This is a genomic window from Halalkalibaculum roseum (assembly GCF_011059145.1).
In the GTDB taxonomy this organism is placed as follows: domain Bacteria; phylum Bacteroidota; class Rhodothermia; order Balneolales; family Balneolaceae; genus Halalkalibaculum; species Halalkalibaculum roseum.
This window is the reverse complement of record NZ_JAALLT010000001.1, coordinates 390,256-411,630: the sequence shown is the minus strand read 5'-3', so window position 1 is coordinate 411,630 and position 21,375 is coordinate 390,256. Positions and strand designations below refer to the sequence as shown.

16 protein-coding genes and 1 tRNA gene are annotated in these 21,375 nt (G+C 46.9%); 13 read left to right on the top strand and 4 right to left on the bottom strand.

What is annotated here, in order from left to right:
* The first annotated feature begins 9 nt into the window (after positions 1–9).
* The 3 genes from G3570_RS01665 to G3570_RS01655 all read left to right on the top strand — a co-directional run bounded on the left by G3570_RS01665 (position 10) and on the right by G3570_RS01655 (position 4,017).
* Positions 10–1,584, top strand: coding sequence for a RagB/SusD family nutrient uptake outer membrane protein (locus G3570_RS01665; RefSeq protein WP_165138528.1), 1,575 nt, complete (start codon positions 10–12; stop codon positions 1,582–1,584).
* Between the two features lie 47 nt (positions 1,585–1,631).
* A complete protein-coding gene (locus G3570_RS01660; protein WP_165138526.1) occupies positions 1,632–3,071 on the top strand; it encodes a PKD domain-containing protein in 1,440 nt (479 codons plus the stop codon).
* Positions 3,072–3,168: 97 nt separating this feature from the next.
* Positions 3,169–4,017 (top strand): glycoside hydrolase family 16 protein, encoded by an 849-nt coding sequence (locus G3570_RS01655; protein ID WP_165138524.1) that lies wholly within the window; start codon positions 3,169–3,171, stop codon positions 4,015–4,017.
* A 99-nt stretch (positions 4,018–4,116) separates the two neighbouring features.
* Here G3570_RS01655 and G3570_RS01650 read toward each other — a convergent pair.
* Positions 4,117–4,190 (bottom strand) — tRNA-Val (locus tag G3570_RS01650).
* A 185-nt stretch (positions 4,191–4,375) separates the two neighbouring features.
* Between G3570_RS01650 and G3570_RS01645 the strand changes: the two genes are divergently transcribed.
* The 4 genes from G3570_RS01645 to G3570_RS01630 all read left to right on the top strand — a co-directional run bounded on the left by G3570_RS01645 (position 4,376) and on the right by G3570_RS01630 (position 9,699).
* A complete protein-coding gene (locus G3570_RS01645) occupies positions 4,376–5,677 on the top strand; it encodes an acetyl-CoA C-acyltransferase (protein ID WP_165138522.1) in 1,302 nt (433 codons plus the stop codon).
* A gap of 102 nt (positions 5,678–5,779) precedes the next feature.
* Positions 5,780–7,906 (top strand): fatty acid oxidation complex subunit alpha FadJ, encoded by a 2,127-nt coding sequence (fadJ, locus tag G3570_RS01640; RefSeq protein ID WP_165138520.1) that lies wholly within the window; start codon positions 5,780–5,782, stop codon positions 7,904–7,906.
* A gap of 198 nt (positions 7,907–8,104) precedes the next feature.
* Positions 8,105–8,416 carry a preprotein translocase subunit YajC gene (gene yajC, locus G3570_RS01635; RefSeq protein ID WP_165138518.1) on the top strand — a complete coding sequence of 104 codons (312 nt, stop codon included), beginning with the start codon at positions 8,105–8,107 and terminating at the stop codon, positions 8,414–8,416.
* Positions 8,417–8,430: 14 nt separating this feature from the next.
* Positions 8,431–9,699 carry a bifunctional 3,4-dihydroxy-2-butanone-4-phosphate synthase/GTP cyclohydrolase II gene (locus tag G3570_RS01630; RefSeq protein ID WP_165138516.1) on the top strand — a complete coding sequence of 423 codons (1,269 nt, stop codon included), beginning with the start codon at positions 8,431–8,433 and terminating at the stop codon, positions 9,697–9,699.
* Between the two features lie 106 nt (positions 9,700–9,805).
* On the opposite strand, the gene G3570_RS01625 is transcribed toward G3570_RS01630, so the two are convergent.
* From G3570_RS01625 to ileS, 3 genes are read right to left on the bottom strand one after another with little or no spacing between them, the layout of a single operon-like run.
* Positions 9,806–10,417, bottom strand: a complete 612-nt coding sequence (locus G3570_RS01625) for a signal peptidase II (protein ID WP_165138514.1) — start codon at positions 10,415–10,417, stop codon at positions 9,806–9,808.
* Positions 10,418–10,453: 36 nt separating this feature from the next.
* A complete protein-coding gene (locus G3570_RS01620) occupies positions 10,454–10,867 on the bottom strand; it encodes a TraR/DksA family transcriptional regulator (RefSeq protein WP_165138512.1) in 414 nt (137 codons plus the stop codon).
* An 18-nt stretch (positions 10,868–10,885) separates the two neighbouring features.
* On the bottom strand, positions 10,886–14,056 hold the full coding sequence (ileS, locus tag G3570_RS01615; protein ID WP_165138510.1) for an isoleucine--tRNA ligase: 3,171 nt from the start codon (positions 14,054–14,056) through the stop codon (positions 10,886–10,888).
* Positions 14,057–15,232: 1,176 nt separating this feature from the next.
* Here ileS and G3570_RS01610 point away from each other — a divergent pair.
* The 6 genes from G3570_RS01610 (at position 15,233) to G3570_RS01585 (ending at position 21,346) form a co-directional block, all read left to right on the top strand.
* Complete coding sequence (locus G3570_RS01610; protein WP_165138508.1) at positions 15,233–15,745, top strand: low molecular weight protein-tyrosine-phosphatase; 513 nt, start codon at positions 15,233–15,235, stop codon at positions 15,743–15,745.
* Positions 15,745–16,614, top strand: coding sequence for a fructosamine kinase family protein (locus G3570_RS01605; RefSeq protein WP_165138506.1), 870 nt, complete (start codon positions 15,745–15,747; stop codon positions 16,612–16,614). Before G3570_RS01610 ends, G3570_RS01605 begins: the two co-directional genes overlap by 1 nt.
* Positions 16,615–16,633: 19 nt before the next feature.
* Positions 16,634–17,374 (top strand): helical backbone metal receptor, encoded by a 741-nt coding sequence (locus G3570_RS01600; protein WP_165138504.1) that lies wholly within the window; start codon positions 16,634–16,636, stop codon positions 17,372–17,374.
* Between the two features lie 145 nt (positions 17,375–17,519).
* Positions 17,520–19,235, top strand: a complete 1,716-nt coding sequence (locus G3570_RS01595) for a tetratricopeptide repeat protein (protein WP_165138502.1) — start codon at positions 17,520–17,522, stop codon at positions 19,233–19,235.
* Positions 19,236–19,238: 3 nt separating this feature from the next.
* On the top strand, positions 19,239–20,006 hold the full coding sequence (locus G3570_RS01590; RefSeq protein WP_165138500.1) for a DUF4292 domain-containing protein: 768 nt from the start codon (positions 19,239–19,241) through the stop codon (positions 20,004–20,006).
* A complete protein-coding gene (locus G3570_RS01585; protein WP_165138498.1) occupies positions 20,003–21,346 on the top strand; it encodes a murein hydrolase activator EnvC family protein in 1,344 nt (447 codons plus the stop codon). The genes G3570_RS01590 and G3570_RS01585 overlap by 4 nt, the downstream gene beginning before the upstream one ends.
* The last annotated feature ends 29 nt before the right edge of the window (positions 21,347–21,375 follow it).

The following is a 21,375-nucleotide window of genomic DNA, read 5'->3' as shown; positions in this document are numbered from 1 at the left end:
ACAACTATTATGAATTCTCTTAAAATAATTCAATCGGTGTTGGTTGTCACTGCTCTGCTGATAATGGCAGGATGTGAAAATTTCCTGGCAGAAGAGCCACTGGACCAACGCGTGGAAGAAAACTTCTATAAGACCGAACAGGATGCCCAGGAAGCACTCGTAGCAATTTACGATGTACTTCAGTGGAACACGGTTATCGGGTATCACGTGCCCGAAATGCTCTCGGATATTGCTTCTGATGACGCCTATGCCGGCGGAGCCAGCCGCAATGATGCACCCAATATCATCGAGGTGGATCAGCATAACATCCGAACCACCAACGGCGAGGTACACGGCTTGTGGAAAAAATACTATACCGGTATTTATCGGGCCAACAAGTACCTGCAGCAAATCGAAAACATCGAAGCCGGTGATGCATTCAAAAGCCGGACCATTGCAGAGGCCAAGTTCCTGCGTGCCTACTTCTACTTCGACCTGGTTCGCTTTTTCGAAAACGTTCCTTTGATCACCACGCCGCTGGATAATCCGGACGAATACAGTCAGCCACAAGCTGAGCCGGTGGCAGTGTATAACCAGATAGGCAAAGACCTCATGGAAGCTATTCCGGATCTGCCGGAATCCGTAGCAACGAATCAACAGGGGCGTATCACCAAATGGGCCGGAGAAGCTCTTCTTGGACGTGTCTACCTGTTTTACAATGGTGTATACGGTCAGGATCTACCTGCCGGTGACCAGACAGTGGATCGTACAGTTGCGCTTCAGATGCTCGAAGACGTGATTAATAACAGTGGTCATGGCCTGATGACGGACTATAGCAACTTGTTCACACCCGAGAGCGAATTTAGCGTAGAGTCAGTATTTGAAATCACCTATTCCGATTCACGTCCCTGGTGGGACTGGGGATATATTCAGGGCGGTGAAGGATACATTGCTGCTCAGATGCAGGGTCCAAGAGTTACTCAGCCTACCGAAGAAAATTATCAACGGGGCTGGAGTTTCTCAACGGTAACCCAGGAGCTAATCAACGCTTTTGATCCGGCCGATCCTCGTTTGGAAGCTACCGTTCTTTTTGAAGACGAGCTGAATGGCGGTCTGACCATTGGATACCAGCATACCGGTAACTTCACACAGAAGTATACCACGCATAAAGCCTATACTCCTTCTGAAGGACAGCTGGAACTGAACTGGGGCAACAACTATCGAGCGATCCGTTACGCCGACGTACTGTTGATGGCGGCCGAGCTTCACGTCAAGGATGGAAATCCAGAATCCGCCCGCCCCTACCTTGATGCTGTACGCAACCGGGTAGAGATGCCAACAGTAGAGCCAACACTTGACAATATATACCAGGAGCGTCGCCTTGAGCTTGCTCTTGAAGGTCAGCGTTACTGGGATCTGCTGAGAAGAGGTCAGGATGTGGCAGAATCGTACATCAATGTACCTGCAGGAACGAAAGCTAACTATGTAGGTGACGACCTGGACTTCAAAGTTCAGTACGATGCATCTACCAAAGGCTTCCTGCCGATTCCACAGAGTGAAATTGATATATCCAATGGAAATCTCATTCAAAACGATGGCTACTAGAAGCTAGAGCATCAAAAAGACAATTTTAATAACGACAGAGGAAAATTATGAATAACCTAAAATCAATTTACTGGATGGTACCGGCTCTGCTGCTGATGGTAATGGCTTGCGAACCGCAGGTCACATCCGCACCGGATACCGGGGTCCCTCCTGTTTCAGAGAACGTGACCTTTGATTACGAGTACAATGTCGACAATCCCAATATTGTGCAGTTCACCAGCACCACGGAGGGATTCAAGTTTCTCTGGGATTTGGGTAACGGACAGTCAAAGGAAGGGAAAACTGTTAACGGCGAGTACCCACTGCAGGGTGAATATACGGTTCAGTTGACCGTATTCACGAAGGCAGGGCAGGCTATGAATACGAAAAACGTCATCATTGAGGCTACTAACGCACTTATGCTGGATGATCCTGATCTAAACCTTCTCACAGGCGGAGCCGATCAGATAGGCGGCAAGACCTGGGTCGTAGACAGCACCCAACAGGGCCACATGGGCGTAGGACCGGCAGGTGGTACAACCCCGGAATGGTGGGCAGCTCCTGCACTGGATAAATCAGGCAAGGGCCTCTATAATGATGAAGTTACCTTTAACCTCGACGGGCTAACTTTTGAACATGTGACCGAAGGAGATATATATGTTAACGGAGGTCATGCCGGTGACTTTCCCGGAGCAGTTCAGGAAGACGGTGGAGGTGATTATATTGCCCCTTACGGTGGCGGAGCGAATCACAACTTCAACTTAAATAAGGCCGATGACGGCTCCATGACGCTGACAATCAGCGATGGCGGGTTTATCGGTTATTATACCGGCGCCAGCACTTATGAAGTGTTGTCCCTGAGCGAGAATGAACTCTATATTCGCAATATTGACGGTAATGATGGCGGACTAGCCTGGTATCAGCGTCTGATTCCTAAGGGATATCAGCACCCTGTAGTTGTACCCCCACTAAAATCTGAAGCACTGGCTGATGATTTTGATACGGACGGTAACATTTTATGGGCAACCGACCAGATTTTAGAATTCAATGAGAGCTACGATAATCCTGCTACTTTCGGCGCAAATACTTCAGCAAAAGTAGCCAAATACGTAAAAGGCGAAGGGCCGGCTCATAGCTTTGACAATCTCTATATCGACCTTGGTTACAGGCTAGACCTGACGCAGCGCAGCACCATCACCCTGAAAGTGTTTATGCCAAGCTACAATGACTACACTACTTCGGGAGGCGAGTCATGGAATCCGAATCCGGTACTATTGAAACAGGTTTCGGTTAAGCTGCAGGATGCTTCACTCGGTGGTGACGCCTGGACTACGCAACAAGAACGCATACAACCGGTAAGCACTATGGACGAGTGGGTAGAACTGACCTTCGATTTCAGTGATGTCACCGATCGTCAGGACTTCAGCAAAATTGTTGTTCAGATTGGCGGTGAAGCTCACTACAATTCCGGAACGTTCTTTTTTGACGACTTCCAGCTGATTGAATAAAAAAATGGCATAATGGGGTCGGGAAGCGGTATTTCCCTGACCCCAACATGCTTGTTGTTCAGCAGTACATCACTTAGAATCATATATCCATCCCTCAATGAAGTACTTTCTCTACACGCTGTTAATAGCCGTATTCGCTTCCTGCGGATCGGATAATCCCGGAAACGGTTTTGATTATGACGAAAATCCACCGGTCGATGATACCGTACAATCAGGCGATCTGATCTGGTCAGATGAATTCAATACCGATGGGCAACCGAGCAGCTCAAACTGGACGTACGACATTGGTCATGGAGAAGGAGGCTGGGGCAATAACGAAGTACAATATTACACCGACGAGTCAAAGAATGTTCGTGTGGAGAACGGTAACCTAATCATCGATGCCCTCAAGGAAAATGGTGAATGGACCTCGGCCCGCATCAAAACGCAAGGAAAGCAAAACTTCAGGTATGTTACGGTAAAAGTAAGAGCCAAGCTTCCACAAGGATCCGGAACCTGGCCTGCTATTTGGATGCTCGGTTCCGATATCACGGATGCCGGCTGGCCTGCCTGCGGTGAAGTTGATATCATGGAGCATGTCGGAAAAGATCCGGGAATGGTCCACGGCTCTCTTCACAGTCCATCCAGTTATGGTAACACCCAAAATTCCGGCTCTACCGAAGTAACAGATTTCAGTGAGGCCTTCCACGTATATGAAGTTGAATGGACGACAAATCGCATCACCTTTAAGATTGACGGTACCGCTTTTTACAGTTATGAGCCATCTGTCAAGAATGATCAGACCTGGCCTTATAATGACGACTTTTTCATCATCATGAATATCGCCATGGGCGGAAATTGGGGCAGTGATGCCCAATATGAATCGGGAGGAATGAAGAATGGAATTGATCCCAACCTTAACCAAGCTCGAATGGAAATCGACTATATAAGAGTCTACAAAAGCTAATTAACTAAGATAGCAGTCACCGAGAGAAGATTTTCAATATTCCTACTGCTACAAAATTAAAAGCCCTGCAGGAACATGAATTCCTGCAGGGCTTTTTTGTGGGCGATGAAGGATTCGAACCTACGACTTCTTCCTTGTAAGGGAAGCACTCTAAACCGCTGAGTTAATCGCCCGATTTTTCGAGAACACAAATATAAGAACATTTGTAATGCCAGCAAAACATTTTCCCACTTCTTTTTGGCAATTTCCTGAATGAATCACGGCAAGGTTAACAGTGTTAAGTTTATCTTGACTAATGAGGGATAAACACTCATCTTAGTCCTGACAACAGCAGTGGTTACCAATAAAAGAGACTATTATGGCCGATGAAATTAACTTGCCGAATGCGGTTCTCGTAGACGGCGCTCGCATTCCTTTTCAACGCTCAGGCACAGCCTATAACGATATGATGGCCTACGATCTTGGACGAATTGCCATCGAAGGGCTGCTGGCACGATCCGGCATCAACGGTTCACAGCTTGATCGTGTCATAATGGGAACGGTGATTCAGGATGTGAATACCAGCAATGTGGCCCGGGAGTCAGCACTTGGCGCCGGCGTTCCCAATTCCGTACCCGCTCATACCGTAACGCAAGCCTGCATCTCCTCCAACCAGGCTATCACCAGTGCTATGGAATTGATCAGGTCGGGTCAGGCTGAAATCGTACTGGCCGGGGGAACCGAAACCATGTCGGATATTCCCATTCGCCTCCGTAAAAATATGAGGCAAAAACTATTGGAAGCCCGTAAGTACAAATCACCGGGCGATTGGTTAAAGTTTTTCAAGGGACTCAGCTTTTCCGACTTCCTGCCAGAAATACCATCGATATCGGAGTTTTCTACCGGTGAAACCATGGGCGAAAGCTGCGACAGGATGGCGGCACGTTTCGGCATCAGTCGCGAAGCACAGGATGAATATGCGTTGCGCTCGCACCAACTGGCAGCTAAAGCAACTAAAGAAGGCCTGCTGGATGGTGAACTGCTGCCCGCACCGGTACCTCCCAAGTTTGATCCGGTGACGCATGACAATACCTTCCGGGAGGATACATCAATGGAAAAACTGGAGAAGTTACGCCCTGCATTTATCAAACCGCATGGCACGATTACTGCCGGTAATTCCTCTTCCTTCACCGACGGTGCCTCTGCCTCACTGATCATGAACGAGCAGACTGCATTGGATCTTGGTCTTAAGCCAAAGGCATACCTTAGAAATTATACCTATGTGGCTCAGGATCCTGAGGATGAACTGCTGCTCGGTCCGGCTTACGCCACACCCACGGTGCTCGACTCCATGAACATGAAGCTTTCAGATATAGATGTATTTGAATTTCATGAAGCATTTGCCGGTCAGATTTTAACGGTACTGAAAGCATTGAACTCTGATAAGTTTGCACGTGAAAATCTTGACCGGGATGGGAAAGTAGGAGAAATACCTATGGACAAATTTAACTTATGGGGCGGCTCGCTTTCCCTGGGCCATCCCTTCGGAGCCACAGGAACACGCATTGTTACGACCGCTGCCAACCGTCTGATACAAGAAGACGGTAACCTTGCTCTGGTAGCTGCCTGTGCGGCCGGTGGACAGGGACACGCCATCATTTTGGAACGGTACCCGGGATGAAAATAGTAAAACGCAATACTTACAAATGACAAAGCAATGCTTGGTGATTATGTCATTGTTATTTGTTTGAAATTTGAAAATTGATATTTGGTCATTAAAACTATGAGTTACTTAGATATCAGAACCGAAGACAACATTGCCGTTGTAACACTCGATCAACCCGATTCAAAGGTTAACAAGCTCGATGAAGAACTTATTGATGCTTTTGAAGAGCTGATGGATAAATATGAAAATGACAGTGAGCTTCGGGGCATCGTTATTATCAGTGGCAAGGAGGGCAATTTCATTGCCGGGGCAGATGTGGAAATGCTCAAGAACAAACAGGCACCTGAGGGCATTGAAGAGCTAAGCCGGCGGGGTAATGAACTGCTGTTACGCCTGGAAAATTATAATAAACCCGTGGTTGCCGCCATTCACGGAGCCTGCATCGGCGGCGGAAACGAAGTGGCGATGGCCTGCCACTATCGCGTGGCTTCCAAAGATTCAGCGACCACCTTTGGACAGCCGGAAGTTAAACTAGGACTCCTTCCCGGCGGAGGAGGAACCCAACGTCTGCCAAGGCTGATTGGCTTGCAGAATGCACTGACCTATGAATTGACCGGCAAGAATATTTATCCGCGTCAGGCGTACAAGATGGGATTGGTGGATGAGCTCACTCACAAAGACGCCGTACTCACAGCTGCAAAAAAAGCCGTTGAAAAAATTAACAAGGGCAAGTTCAGCCGTAAAGACAAGCGGGGCTTGGGAGCCAAACTCCTGGAAGGCAATCCCATAGGACGGAAAATCATCTTTTCCCAGGCCCGAAAAAGGGCTCAGGGCAATACCAAAGGTAACTATCCTGCGCCTTTTAAAATCATTGATTGTATCGAAGAAGGCTATAAAAACGGATTTAAAGCGGGTCTTGAAAAAGAGTCCATTGGTTTTGGTGAACTGGCCGCAACCAAGGAGTCGAAAGCACTGGTAAACCTCTTTTTTAGCATGCAGGGTGCCAAGAAAAATCCTGATAAAGAAAAGGCCAAAGAGGTAAATAAAATTGGGGTGCTGGGTGCCGGTCTAATGGGATCCGGTATTGCGGATGTAAGTGTTAACAACGATTACCGCGTTTTACTAAAAGACCAGGATATTGAACCGGCCGCCAAAGGAGAGCAGGCAATCTGGGAAGATCTGGATACAAAGGTAAGCAAGCGAATCATATCGTCTTTTGAGCGAGATCGCATCAGCGGGCTGGTTACCCCTACTGATTCCTACAAAGGATTTGAAAATGTGGACCTGGTCATTGAGGCTGTATTTGAAGATTTGGACCTAAAGAAGAAGATCGTCAAAGAGGTAGAGGAGTACATACCGGAACGCTGCATATTTGCTTCCAATACTTCTTCCCTTCCTATAGCCAAAATTGCCGAGGCTTCACAAAGGCCTGAGCAGGTGATCGGCATGCACTACTTTTCCCCGGTACCCAAAATGCCGCTCATTGAAATCATAAAAACCGACGAAACGGCTGATTGGGTAACCGCCACGGCGAGGGAAGTGGGCATACAGCAGGGCAAACACGTCATTGTGGTCAACGACGGACCCGGATTTTATACCACCCGTATACTGGCTCCCTTTATGAATGAAGCCCTGATGCTGCTGGATGAAGGCGTATCTATTGAACAACTGGACAAAGATATGAAGAGCTTCGGTTTTCCGGTGGGCCCTGCAGCACTTTTCGATGAAGTAGGCATAGATGTAGCAGCTCATATTACCGAAGTACTGAACCCGATGTTTTCGGAACGAGGTGTTGAACCCAGTGCAAAACCGCAGGAGCTATTTGATGACGGTTACAAAGGAAAGAAGAACAAAAAGGGTTTTTATAATTACGAGCAGCAGAATTCCAAAAAGAAGAAAAAAGATCCCAATGAGGAGATCTACAAGTATTTCGGAGGATCCGGACGAAAATCGATCGATACGGAAGACCTTCAGATGCGCATGGCCCTGGTGATGATCAACGAGGCCGCACTGTGTCTGCAGGAGGATATACTCGAGAGTGCTACCGACGGTGATTTGGGAGCCATTCTTGGATTGGGATTCCCTCCTTTCCTGGGCGGGCCATTCCGTTACATTGACCGCCTAGGCGCGGATGAAGTAGTGAAGCGTATGGAGCGATTCGAAGATGAAATCGGTGTTCGCTTCAAGCCGGCGCCGATACTGAAGGAGTATGCCTCTTCGAACAAGAAGTTTCATAACGACTAATTACCAGAATGTGACCTCAGATATCAAACGTGGACGCTTGATGCAGCCTTAGGCTCCTTCCATTGCTCTGCTGCGGAAGGAGAAATACAGGCTAAATTTATACCGTTTTCCATTAGCTCAACGAAATTGTACCAAGGTTGTAAAAATGGTATCTTTCATAGCTTTACGAAATACCTATAAATTCAAACAATTTGTTACATGTTTAACCTAGCACTTTTACTAATGGGTTCTCCGGAAGAAGCGGGATGGATGAACCTTATTTTCCTTGGCGCCATATTCGCCATATTCTACTTTTTCATCATCAGGCCACAAAGCAAGAAGCAGAAAGAGATTCAGGAAAAAGTTTCTAACATCGAAAAGGGAGACAAAATAGTGACCACAGGCGGAATGATAGCTCAAGTAACCACTGTTGAGGATGACTCCGTGTTGGCTGAGATTGATAAAGGCGTTAAGGCACGCTTTATGAAAAGTGCCATAACGGATGTCAATCCAAATAAGAATAATAACTAGTCCTACCCATTTATATGTCCGGCGATATCACATTTGACAGTATAGAATCTGCTGTCAAAGACATCAAGAACGGCCGCATGGTCATTGTTGCAGATGATGAAGATCGAGAGAATGAAGGCGACTTTGTCATGGCAGCCGAAAAGGTGACCCCGGAAGCCATCAACATCATGGCCAAATACGGGCGTGGGTTAATTTGTGTACCAATCACCCGCCAGAAAGCCTACTCTATGGATCTCGACTATATGGTCACCGATGGGGCCGATCCTGACGAAGCAGCCTTCACTGTCTCTGTTGACCATAAGGAGTTAACCACGACCGGTATCTCTGCTGCAGATCGCGCCAATACCATTAAGGAACTGATCAAAGAAAATGCCGATCCCCAGGCTTTTCGCAGGCCGGGACACATTTTCCCTCTGATAGGTGTAGAAGGCGGTGTGCTTCGACGTGCCGGACATACAGAAGCCGCGATTGATCTGGCGCAACTTGCGGGGTTGAAACCGGCAGGCATCATTTGTGAGATTATGAAGGATGACGGTGAGATGGCCCGACTGCCTGACCTCGCAAAAATTGCCGAGGAGTTCGATATGAAATTCATTACCATCAAAGATCTCATCTCCTACCGGATGAAAAACGAGTCTTTGGTGCGCAAAATCGTAGAAATTGATCTACCCACCATTTACGGGGACTTCACCCTTCACGCATTCCAGGAACGTCTGACCGGCGACAATCACCTTGCGTTGGTTAAAGGTGACTGGGAAGAGAATGACCCGGTACTTGTGAGAGTGCACTCTTCTTGCGTAACAGGTGATATTTTTGGATCCAAACGGTGTGACTGCGGCGAGCAGCTGCATCAGGCCTTGCTACAAGTTGAGAAAGCTGGTACCGGAGTGGTTCTTTACATGAATCAGGAAGGTCGCGGTATCGGACTTGTCAATAAACTAAAGGCCTACAAACTGCAGGAAGAAGGCATGGATACGGTAGAAGCCAACGAAGCTCTCGGTTTTGAACCTGACCACCGGGATTACGGTGTCGGAGCCCAGATCTTGCGTTCGCTGAATGTCACCAAGTTGCGACTCATGACCAACAACCCCGTGAAGCGGGTTGGATTGAAAAGCTTCGGTCTTGAAATGGTAGAACGTGTACCGCTAGAGGTAGGAGCATATCCTGAAAATGTTCGCTACCTGAAGACGAAGCGCGATAAGATGGGACATCATTTAAAGCTTGACGAGCTCGATCCCCATAGTCCGAAATACCTGGATAGTATTGTTAAAGATGAATCTTAGGTATTAGGTATAGGGTATAAGGTCTTCTCTGAGTAACTCAGTGCCTCCTCTGTGCAACTCTGTGTAACAGTCGAAAGATGCTAGCTTGTTAAGCTTACAAACTACCTTAAAGGTTCTGGTCTCTGGCGGAATCGGTATCTATTTCCGAATTAGAAACCTCCTGTTCCGGTGTAACACTTTCCATTTCTATCGCCTCTTCTTTATTCTCCTCCGGCAGGATGCGCCTGTTAAACACAAGCAAAGAAATGATGGCCGTGCTGATGGCGATATCCGCCACATTAAATATATACGGGAAGACAGGATACCCGCTAATGGTAAGATTGAAGTGAATAAAGTCGATGACATGTCCATCGAGGATACCCCCATAGGATTCAATTTTGGCCATGACCAGACGGTCAATAATATTCCCGAAAGCACCTCCCAAAACCAGTCCCATGCAAAACAAATACGGCTTGTTTGCCCGGTGCATGGTTTTCAAAATGTAGGTAAAGATACCGATGGTGGCTATTATGGCTATCACGCTGATCACCGGTGTTGAAAACCAGTCCATCCCCAGGGCCATACCGGGGTTCCTGGTATAGTGCAGGGCCAGCCAGCCGGGTATGAGATCCATATTCTGCAAGGATGGAGTCGTTCGGACCAGCTGTTTGGTAAGCTGATCCAAAATTATCACAACCAGCGCAGGCGAGATAAGTACGAAGAGTTTGTCTCGGTTCAAGGAAATAGGAGTATGATCGTTGAGCCCTAACTGAGCTTATCGGCGTTTGAGTTTGGCTTCTATGCTAAGCTGGGTGTGCGGAACCGCTTCCAGTCGTCCTTTGGATATTTTCTTACCCGTTACCTTGCAAACCCCATAGGTCTTGTTCTCAATACGCTTCAGCGCATCGTCAAGATAGCGAACAAACTTCCTGGTACGGTTGTACAGCATATAGGTCTTCTCGCGCTCCTGGGCATCGGTTCCCGCATCCGCCATGTGAAAGGAGTAAGCCGATTCATCATTGGCATTTTCCATGCTGTCTCTCAGAGAGTTCTGCAAGGATTCGAGCTCCTGTTCCGCCTCGTCACGCTTTTTTATGATGATATCTCGGAAATACTCCAGTTCTTCATCATTGTAAGGGGAAACTCGTTCCTGCTTTTTGTCCTTTTCTTTGTCTTTTGCAGAAGCCATAATAGCACTCTTGTTTTATTAATTGGGGTTTCTTCGAATGGAAATTGTGCAGTCTTTATCACCAATTTCCCAGGTTTTCACGAAATCTGAAACATCCAGTTTCGAAGGGGTAATATCTTCAGCCAATGTTTCGCTCTTAATATAGTCATTCATTGACTCAACAGCCTCCTCAAGTTGATTCGATCCGTTAAATCCTATTGCAATTCGATCTACAACATCGAAATCTGCTTCCTTACGCATATTCTGAATCCGGTTCACGAATTCACGCGCCAGACCTTCCTGTACCAGCTTTGTGGTTAGCTCGGTATCCAGCGCTACACTAAGTCCTTTTTCGGTTTCCACTTCCCAGCCTTCCAGCCCTACCCTGTTGATTTCCAGAGCATCGCTGCCGAGCGTAACAGTACCCTGTTCGCCAAGATCCAGCTTTATGGAACCGGTGTTCTCGTATTCGGTAATTTCCTGTGTGTTGAGATTCCTGATCATTTCAGCCACAGGCTTCATTTTGTCGCCCAGCTTTTTACCCAGAACGGGGTAGTTAGGCTTGGCTGATTTTCTCACAATTCCGGAATCGTCATCTACAAATTCAATATCCTTGACGTTCACCTCATCCAATATGATATCCTCCATGGATTCGATGGCCTGTCTCTCCTCTTCATCATCCACAGGAAGTATAATACGTGAGAGCGGCTGGCGAACATTAATCTCTATCTTATTTCGCAGGCTTAATACCATGGATGAAATCTGACGAGCCAGCTCCATGCGGTACTCAAGCGGTTTATCAATAGCCGTCTCTTCTACCGTTGGATAGAATGAAATATGTACCGACTCTTCGTCTTTGTCGGTTACATCATTGAGCTTCTGAAAAAGCCATTCTCCCAAAAATGGAGCTATGGGACTGATCAACTTCGAAAGATCGGTCAGGCATTCATAGAGTGTCTGATAGGCAGCTGTCTTATCAAGACTTTTACCTTCCCTCCAGAAACGACGCCTGTTTCTGCGAACGTACCAGTTGCTCAACTCTTCCACAAAAGCTTCCACTTCGCGAGCTGCCTTGGTGGGTTCATACTCATCAAGATATTCATCAACCAGCTTGACGGTGGTATTGCTTTTGGAAATTATCCAGCGATCCATCTCATGACGATCGTTTACCGGAATCGGTGTACCCGAATAGGTAAATCCGTCAATATTGGCGTACATCGCAAAGAAGGAGTAGGTATTGACGATGGTATTAAAAAATTTGCGCTGGGTATCCTGAAGTCCGTCTTCACTGAAACGGAGGTTCTCCCATGGGGATGAATTGCTCATCATATACCAGCGAACCGTGTCGGCACCATATTTCTGGATTACTTCAAATGGATCAACTGAGTTGCCTTTCGACTTGCTCATCTTCTCCCCATTCTCATCGAGCACCAGTCCGTTGGAAACTACATTCTTATAGGCCGGCTCATCGAAGAGCATAGTTCCCAAAGCATGAAGGGTATAGAACCAACCGCGGGTTTGATCTACTCCCTCAGCAATGAAATCTGCCGGGAAATTGGTTTTGAATCGATCTTTATTTTCAAAGGGATAATGCCATTGAGCAAAAGGCATGGAGCCTGAATCGAACCAAACATCCAACAGATCAGGGATGCGACGCATGGTGCCCCCGTTCGGACCTTCCCAGGTAATCTCATCGATATAGGGCCGGTGCATGTCAATATCTTCGTCATCCGGCAGGCCTGCTTTTTTCTTGAGTTCTTCCAGGCTTCCGACTACCTCAACATATTCGGGATCTTCATCACTGACCCAAAGAGGAATCGGCGTACCCCAGTACCGCTGCCGGGATACCGCCCAGTCAACATTATTTTCCAGCCAGGTGCCGAATCGTCCGGTACCTGTACTTTCAGGCTTCCAATTAATATCGGCATTATACTTCACCATCTTGTCTTTCACGTCGGTGGTTCGAATAAACCATGATTCCACCGGGTATGACATCAGCGGTGTTCCTTTGCGCCAATCGAAGGGATAATTGTGCACGTAGGTTTCGTGCTTATACATTAGATATTTGTCCTTGATGGCACGGGAAATATCCTTGTCGGCATCCTTAAACCACTGGCCTTCAAAGTCGGGCGCGGCATTGGTAAACTTCCCGTCCTGGTCAATGGGATTGAACATCGGGATGTCAGCCTCTTTGCATGACTTGAAGTCATCGGCACCGAAAGCGGGAGCGGTATGCACCACGCCGGTACCTTCATCAGTGGTTACATAATCTGCGGAGATAACTCTCCAGGCATCGTCTTCATCGTATTCATCGAGTACATATTTGAAGACGGGCTCATAGGTCCAGCCGATCAGTTCTTCGCCTTTATATTCTTCTATAATCTCATAGTCATGGTCGATGACTTCTTCTATGCAGTCTTTCGCCATGATATAAAATTCCGTTCGGTCGCCCTCAGAAATCTTGATCTTGGCATAGTCGATCGTCGGATTCACTGCAAGCGCCATATTGGATACGATGGTCCATGGCGTCGTGGTCCAGGCCAAAAAGTAGACATCTTCAGCCATGCGCAGTTTAAACTTCACAAAAATCGAAGGGTCTTGCGTCTCCTCATAGCCCAGACTGACTTCGTGAGAAGAGAGTACCGTACCGCTTCCGGGCGAGTACCATTGAATTTTATAGCCTTTATATACCAGTCCCTTTTCATATAGGGTTTTAAAAGCCCACCATACCGATTCGATATAGTCATTTTCAAAAGTGACATAGGGATCGTCCAGATCCACCCAGTAGGCCATTCGCTTGGTCAGCTTGTCCCAGAGATCCTTGTACTTCAGTACACTGTTGCGGCACTTATCATTATACTTGGCCATACCGTAATCTTCTACCTGCTCACGGCCTTCAAGTCCCAACTCTTTTTCCACCTCAATCTCTACCGGCAGCCCATGTGTATCCCACCCGGCTTTTCGCTCAACACGGAAACCTTTAAGGGTCTTGTATCGGCAAAACATGTCCTTGACTGTGCGTGACATCACATGGTGGATGCCCGGCTTGCCGTTTGCGGTGGGCGGCCCTTCATAAAAAGTAAAAGGAATGCCCTCCTCGCGCGTAGTAAGGCTCTTTTTGAAAATCTTATGCTCTTTCCACCACTTCAGGGTTTCCACCTCAAGCTTGGAAAAATTTAGCTGTTTTACTTCTTCAAACTGTTTACTCATAAAGGCCGGTTGATACTTATTTGGCTTTTAAAAACCCCAAATATACGAATTTTTAAAAACTAATTTGTACCCGTAAGATGAAATTAAATTTAAAACGCAGTGGTAAATGAGCGCTAAAGATACAAGTCTTTATACATCTATTCACATTATTCAGGTGATTTTAATATAGATAAGGCTTAATGGTAAAAGTTACAGCAGACATTTGCCAAGAGGCTTTATTGGGCGTTCAGCCATCAGCTTTCAGCATTCGGCTTTCCAATTCGTTCACTGAATTAGTTTGATTGATATTTTTTAGCTCTGTTTAACCAGGTTCAATATTTACTGAGCTGTTGCTGATTTTGAATGGTTAAATGCAGCCTAAAATTACAATTTTAGTCTCTCATATAAATACATAGCCACAGTGTGCGTTTAGCGGTAGACTTGGGGAACCACTGTGGAGCAATGATTCGATAGATAGGTGTAAGTACTTCTGCTAATAAAATAGTGCCAATACTTAAAAAATGGTGTAATCCCGATCCGCAGACTGGCGGAAGGGATCTCATTAATATAGAAAAACTGAAATCCATAAAACGGATGAGAACCCTCGACGGGGCTCGGGATGACACCTAGTAAGATTAATTTGTTGAACTACTTAAAAAGTAATAACAATAATGACCTATAGGTACTTATGGGCGTCCAAAAGTACCGCAAAAACCTCCGGACAGGGATTTCCTCGGCAGGACGCCGGGGCCTCTTGGCGGGATAAAAACAATGATCCACTTCGCTCTATGCCTAATTCAAAGATCTCATCGGTGTGTTTTTAAAATCACCCGCCTACGAGTCCCCTTCGAAACCGCCTGCCTCACAACTCCAAGGCCGGGTAATTTACTCATATCTTCAATTGAGTACCTTTAAGGCTATTAATCAAATAATTAGTCAACTCAGAAGTCCAGGGGCAAGGGGATGCCTATGGCAGTGATACTTTTTGGCTATCCAACAGTATCAAATGTAATCGGGATAGCACTTAAAAACCTGCCCAAAGGTGTAGGACACTTCCAAAGTGCCCTACACCTCGCAACTGCATCCTACATTCAACCTCCAACTTCTAACTTCCAGCCTCCAGCCCCTCAAATAAATTCTCTCTCATTTTTATTATTTTCTTTTCAAATTAAATGAGAAGCAACCGGTTAAAACTATATGCTCGATAAAGAGATCACCAAAGAAAATCCTTATAAACTCTGCTTCGTCTGTCTTGGTAACATATGCCGGAGCCCGACCGCGGAAGGCGTTTTTCAGCACCTGGTAAACGAACGGAACCTACAGGCCTTTTTCGAAGTCGATTCAGCCGGAACATCGGCCTATCATGTGGGCGAATCGGCCAATAGCAAAAGCCAGCAGACCGCACAGCAGCACGGCATCACCCTGCACTCCAAGGCCCGACAGTTTGAGTCATTCGACCTGGACTATTTTGACCTGGTACTGGCTATGGACCAGGAAAATCTCACGAATATAAAAAGGATGAGTAACGGCGATGCAGACGACGTTAAAATCGGCATGCTCAGGGATTTTGATCCCCAACCCGGAGATGGAGAGGTGCCCGACCCTTATTACGGCGGGATACAGGGATTTGAGAACGTTTTTCAGATTGTGAAACGAAGCTGCGTCAACTTACTCGACCGACTGGAGCCTAATATTAAAAGAAGTCAGTAATGCTGCCTGATAGCCTTCAAAGAGAAATTGCTGACAAACTGGACGCTTCCATAGAATCCGCCACCCGGGTTTCCGGCGGGAGCATTAATGAAGCTGCCAAATTGGATATTGAAAAGATAGGTCCGGCCTTTCTCAAATGGAATCGTACGGCAGATCCGGACATGTTTGAAAAAGAGGTGACCGGGCTGAAACTGTTACGAGATGCTGAAACGGGACTCAGGGTCCCTGATGTCATTCTTCAGGGTACTGTTGATGGGAATACAGGTTATCTGTTGCTCGAGTTTATTGAAGACGGTCGTCCCGGGATTCAATCTGCCCAAGAATTTGGGGAACAGCTGGCCGCCCTGCATGATCATCACGGGGATAGCTATGGACTGGATGAGGATAATTATATTGGTCGCTTGCCGCAATCCAACAACAGGCACAACGACTGGACTAACTTCTTTATTGATGAGCGCATGGAACCGCAGCTCCGGATGGCTTTGGAATCCGGAAAATTTCGTTCATCCATAACAGGAGCTTTTAACAATATGTACCGGGAGCTGGATGAAATTTTCCCGGAAGAGCGCCCCTCGCTGCTGCATGGTGATTTGTGGGGTGGGAACTATTTCTACGATACCGATGGTGGCCCAGTAATTTATGATCCGGCCGTCTACTATGGTCACAGGGAAATAGAGCTAGCTTTTACACATCTATTCGGCGGATTTTCCTCTGCCTTTTATGAGGCCTATGATAATGTCTTACCTATTGAGCCTGGCTTTGGGCAACGCAAGGAGATTTACAATCTTTACCCGCTACTGGTACATACCAATCTCTTCGGCGGCAGCTATGCCCGACAGGTGGAGGGTATTGTTAAACAGTTCGAATGAAAGCACATTATTTATCCTTATGGCAAACTACGAACGTATTATTTCCCTTGTCCCGAGTTTAACGGAGTTGCTGATCGACCTGGGTCTGGAAGAGCAGCTCGTGGGTCGCACCCGGTTTTGCGTGCACCCAAAAGAGAAAGTAAAAGACATCCCCATTATCGGCGGTACCAAGAATCCACGGCTTGATAAAATAAGGGCAGCCGATCCGGATTATATCGTGGCGAATAAGGAAGAAAACAAAAAAGATCATATCAATGAACTGCGGGAAGACTTCGAAGTAAAAGTCACCGATATCAGTACAATTGAAGATGCCTTGATCACCATACACGAACTCGGTAAAGAGCTTGGAGTGGAAAACGAATCCGAAAAACTCATCAGGCAAATCAACGAGGCTATGGATGAAATCCCGGAAGAGCCTCCCCTTCGCACCGCTTACCTGATCTGGAAAGATCCATATATGACGGTCGGTAAAGACACCTACATCCATAATGTGATGAAGCACTGGAAACTGGACAATGTCTTCGGCGATAAAACCCGCTACCCGAAAGTCAGTTTCTACGACATTACCGAAAAAGCCCCCGAACTGATACTGCTCAGCAGCGAGCCCTATCCTTTCAAGGAAAAACATCTCGCCGAGTTTGAAGAGGCTTTTCCCAATACACGTGTCCTTCTAGCTGAAGGCGAATGGTTCAGCTGGTATGGTTCACATATGCTTCACTCTTTCCGCCGGCTGAACGTCTGGCGTAAAGCTATTGCCTGACAATATTTCTAGCTGTCCGACAGTTCTTTTTGTGTTCACTAAGCTAAATGAATTAACGTATATTCAGTGAATGATCGCCTAAATTATTGTACTATATACCAAATATCCCCGTTGATCAATATCTAACAGACACACTGACTGATTGATGACTAACCGCCTTCACATACTAATTCTTTCCGGCGCCTTCATACTCACGGCTCTACCGACCTCACTTTTTGCCCAAAATAATCCAGAAAAGAGTGTCTCGGAACGCGACCTGATTAACGGTGAAACCGCCTACATCGAAGGACTACAGGAATTTGAAAGTGCCAACTATGAACGGGCCCTGGACCTATTCTCGGAAGCCTATGTAAAACTTCCGGAAAACGCGGGATTAAACTATGCTATGGCTGATGCCTACCGGCAAATCGGTGATCTGGCCAATGCATCCTTCTATGGCAAAGAGGCAGTAAAGCTTGAACCCGAGAATAAGTGGTATCGTCTGATGCTGGCAGGCATCTACCGGGAGGCCGGCAAGAATGAGGCAACCATTGGAGAGCTTGAAAAGATTCTGGAGTATCACCCGGAAGCCACCGAAGTGCTGGCTGAACTGGCCGACACCTATGCCTCTTATGGGATGCTGATGGAATCCAATAGAGCCTACAGCAGATTGCTAAAGCTGACCGGTGAAAATCTCAATATCCACCTTCAAAAACTGAGAAACTTTAACAAGCTGGGCATCCGCGATTCGGTCATTACGGAATTGCAGAAAATAAGAGAGCTTGATCCCGATAATCTTTCTACCCTGCAGACCCTGAGTAACATCTACCTAGAGATGGAGCAGCCCAATGAGGCGAAATCGATCCTGGAAAGTGCTCTCGAGCAAAATAAAAGGGATCCCAAGACTCTTATCATGCTGGCTGACCTGTATGCCAAAGAGGCGAAGTGGGACAGCGTCGGCACGATGCTGGGCAATGTGGTTTCCGATCCTATCATCCCCGCCGATGCAAAACTGACCGTTGCTCAATACCTGTTTTCACAGTTTCAGCAACACGATGACAATACCGATTTGAAAGAGGCTACATCCTCGGTTCTTGAAACTTTTATCGCCAATGAACCCGACTACGGACAGGCGCATGCACTGGCGGCCGACTACTACAATAATATCAATGAAAACGAAAAAGCTCTCACAGCCCTTGCACGCACCAACGAACTGATGCCTTCAAATGACGGGGCTTGGATACAGCGTATGCAGCTCTTGCTGACTGAAGGCAAGTACAAAGAAGCCATAAACATCGGTAAGCAAGCCGAAGAGAACGTACCCCAGGATCCGTTTGTCATGTATTTCTGGGGCAGCGCCTACCTGGCCGAATCTCAAAATGCCGAAGCTGTAGAAAAACTTGAGGAAGCCTCTCGTCTACCTGCCCGGAGACAGTTGAAATCAGCCATCTACAATGCACTCGGTGATGCCCATGCCGGCCTGGAACAATGGGAGGAAGCTTTCAATACCTATGATGAGGCATTGAAAATCAATCCAGATAATGACCTCGTGCTGAACAACTATGCCTATTTCCTTTCTCTGCAGGAAAAAGATTTGGACAAAGCCCAGGAGATGGCATTGAAAGCCAATAGGCTCTCCCCCAATAATCCCTCTTATCTCGATACTGTGGGATGGGTCTACTATCAAAAAGGTGAATATGAAAAGGCGGAGGAGTTCATCCGTGCCTCATTGGAAACCGGTGAGGCCAGCGCTGAGGTTATGGAACATATGGGCGATGTTTTGGATAAACTAGGTAGGAGCAATGAAGCCATGGAGTGGTGGAAAAAGGCTTACGATAAAGATTCGACCCGAACTCATCTCAAAGACAAAATATCCCGATAAACGGTGCTTTATAATCCCAAGAAAAGAATATTATACCTGCTGATCCTGCCGGTACTTATCACTGCTGCATGTAGCACGTCAAAAGAGACCGCCCGTGATTCCGGGTTCACATCGACTTCGGTGGAAGCCAATCGGATTACGAGTAGCATCCCCGATTATTCAGTTTCTCTGGCTACTCTAAAAGGAAAGGGGAAGGCCATTGTCAGCGAGCCCGGCAATAACGAGCGTGTTACCATTTACTTCTCCAGCAACCGGGAGAAAAGTCTGGTCACCGTCAGAAATGGTATCGGTATCGAGGGAGGCAAGCTGCTTACGGATGGCGATTCGCTACTGGTTTATAATAAAATTGACAAATTTGCCCGTAAGATATCCATCCGGGAAGGGAGTCTTGAACGAATCAATAACCTGGCATCACTAAATATCCTGGATATCATCAATTTTACGGTTGATTCAACCCAGATCAGTGCGGTTTTTGAGAATGAAGATCACTACCGGCTGCAGCTAAACAGCGGTGCACGGGTTTTCGTGGATAAAGATAACGGACTCATTCAGCAGGTGGAACAACCGCCTTCAAGCAGGCTCCCCTACTCACGCATTGAGTATGAGGCCTACTCTGAAATTAATGGGTTCAAGCTTCCGCGAAGAATTACTATCTTTAGTGCGGATAAAAAGTCGAAGGTAAACCTTCTGGTTCAGTCACTTGAGGTAAATCCGGAGCTGGAAGAGCTCGAAATAGAACTCCCTAAAAATACCAAGATCTACTATCGATGAAACGATTCGGTTTTTTGCTATTGCTGGCAGCTTTTGTCCTGCCCGGGCTCGCCTTCGCACAGCAGAGGGATTTTAGAGAACAGCGTGAGGAACTGGTAGAAAAACAGCAAAATACCCGTGCGGAAATTCGTCAGATAAACGAACAGATTAACCAATTCCAAGAACGCCTAAACCTGGCCGAACAGAAGTACGACCGGCTCTACGAGCAGTTCGAAGACTTAAAACGCATCCTTGCCCTTCAGGAAGAGAAAATAAGCAAGCTACAAACCGAGCAGTCGCATATCCGTGAAGAGATTACGGTAACGAGCAGGGAAATTGAGAAGAACCGGGAAAGGCTGGACCAACTCATAGAAAACTATAAAAAGACTCTTACCTATATCTATAAACACGGGCGCAGCTCACAGCTTGCCTTGATATTCTCATCGGCCTCCATTAACCAGATGCTGGTTCGCTCTTACTACATCAATAAGTTTGAGGAGTATCGCGAGGAGCAGGCACGCAAAATAGAGGAGACCCAGGAAGAATTGCAGCGCAACCGTGAACAGCTCGAGCAAACCCGCGAGAAGAACGAAGAAGTGCTGGCAGAAATCAAAACCGAAAAGCAGGAGCTGGATAAGAAGAAGGAACAGCAAGAGGAAAATGTTAAGCTGCTTCGGGAGGACGTAGAAACAATCCGCGCTCAAAAAGCTGAAAAAGAAAACCAGAAAGAGAAACTCAATAACGTACTCGCCTCAACCTACCTGGAGATAGAGCGGATACGCAAAGAACAGGAACAGAACATTCGTCGTCTGGAACAGGAGCGCATGGAAAAGCTGGCGGAAGCCCGCGATATCGAAGACGAAGCCGAGCGAGAGCGGGAAGTGGCTAAATACTCAGAGCCCATTTCCCGGGAAAACTTTCTGGGCGATGAGGAGCTAAACCAGATAGAAACATCTTTTGCTAAGGAAAAAGGCAGCCTTCCCTGGCCGGTGGAGAGCGGAACAATTTCCGAACACTTCGGACAACGGAGACACCCTGTTTACGGCACAGTAACTGCGAATCTGGGTGTTGAAATTGTTACCAATCCCAGGGAACCTGTACGAGCCGTGCATGACGGTTATGTGATTGATGTACTGCCCTTTACCGGCTACGGCGATGTGGTGATGGTGAGCCATGGAAAGTTTATAACCGCCTATGGAAACCTCAGTCAGGTAATGGTCGGCAAACAGGATGTTCTGAAGAAGGGAGATATGATCGGCCTGTCGGGTGATGAAGATTCGGTCCGCGGCCAGTCTATTTATTTTATAGTAAGGGAATCGGTTACCAACCTCGACCCCGAACAGTGGCTCTCCCAGAAATAGGTTGTAGCCGCAGAATTGCACAGATTAAT

Excerpts from the sequence above, each read along its gene's own strand:
- G3570_RS01665 (WP_165138528.1), top strand. The coding sequence starts at position 10 with ATGAATTCTCTTAAAATAATTCAATCGGTGTTGGTTGTCACTGCTCTG.
- G3570_RS01660 (WP_165138526.1), top strand. The coding sequence starts at position 1,632 with ATGAATAACCTAAAATCAATTTACTGGATGGTACCGGCTCTGCTGCTG.
- G3570_RS01655 (WP_165138524.1), top strand. The coding sequence starts at position 3,169 with ATGAAGTACTTTCTCTACACGCTGTTAATAGCCGTATTCGCTTCCTGC.
- G3570_RS01645 (WP_165138522.1), top strand. The coding sequence starts at position 4,376 with ATGGCCGATGAAATTAACTTGCCGAATGCGGTTCTCGTAGACGGCGCT.
- fadJ (WP_165138520.1), top strand. The coding sequence starts at position 5,780 with ATGAGTTACTTAGATATCAGAACCGAAGACAACATTGCCGTTGTAACA.
- yajC (WP_165138518.1), top strand. The coding sequence starts at position 8,105 with ATGTTTAACCTAGCACTTTTACTAATGGGTTCTCCGGAAGAAGCGGGA.
- G3570_RS01630 (WP_165138516.1), top strand. The coding sequence starts at position 8,431 with ATGTCCGGCGATATCACATTTGACAGTATAGAATCTGCTGTCAAAGAC.
- G3570_RS01620 (WP_165138512.1), bottom strand. The coding sequence starts at position 10,867 with ATGGCTTCTGCAAAAGACAAAGAAAAGGACAAAAAGCAGGAACGAGTT.
- ileS (WP_165138510.1), bottom strand. The coding sequence starts at position 14,056 with ATGAGTAAACAGTTTGAAGAAGTAAAACAGCTAAATTTTTCCAAGCTT.
- G3570_RS01610 (WP_165138508.1), top strand. The coding sequence starts at position 15,233 with ATGCTCGATAAAGAGATCACCAAAGAAAATCCTTATAAACTCTGCTTC.
- G3570_RS01605 (WP_165138506.1), top strand. The coding sequence starts at position 15,745 with ATGCTGCCTGATAGCCTTCAAAGAGAAATTGCTGACAAACTGGACGCT.
- G3570_RS01600 (WP_165138504.1), top strand. The coding sequence starts at position 16,634 with ATGGCAAACTACGAACGTATTATTTCCCTTGTCCCGAGTTTAACGGAG.
- G3570_RS01595 (WP_165138502.1), top strand. The coding sequence starts at position 17,520 with ATGACTAACCGCCTTCACATACTAATTCTTTCCGGCGCCTTCATACTC.
- G3570_RS01585 (WP_165138498.1), top strand. The coding sequence starts at position 20,003 with ATGAAACGATTCGGTTTTTTGCTATTGCTGGCAGCTTTTGTCCTGCCC.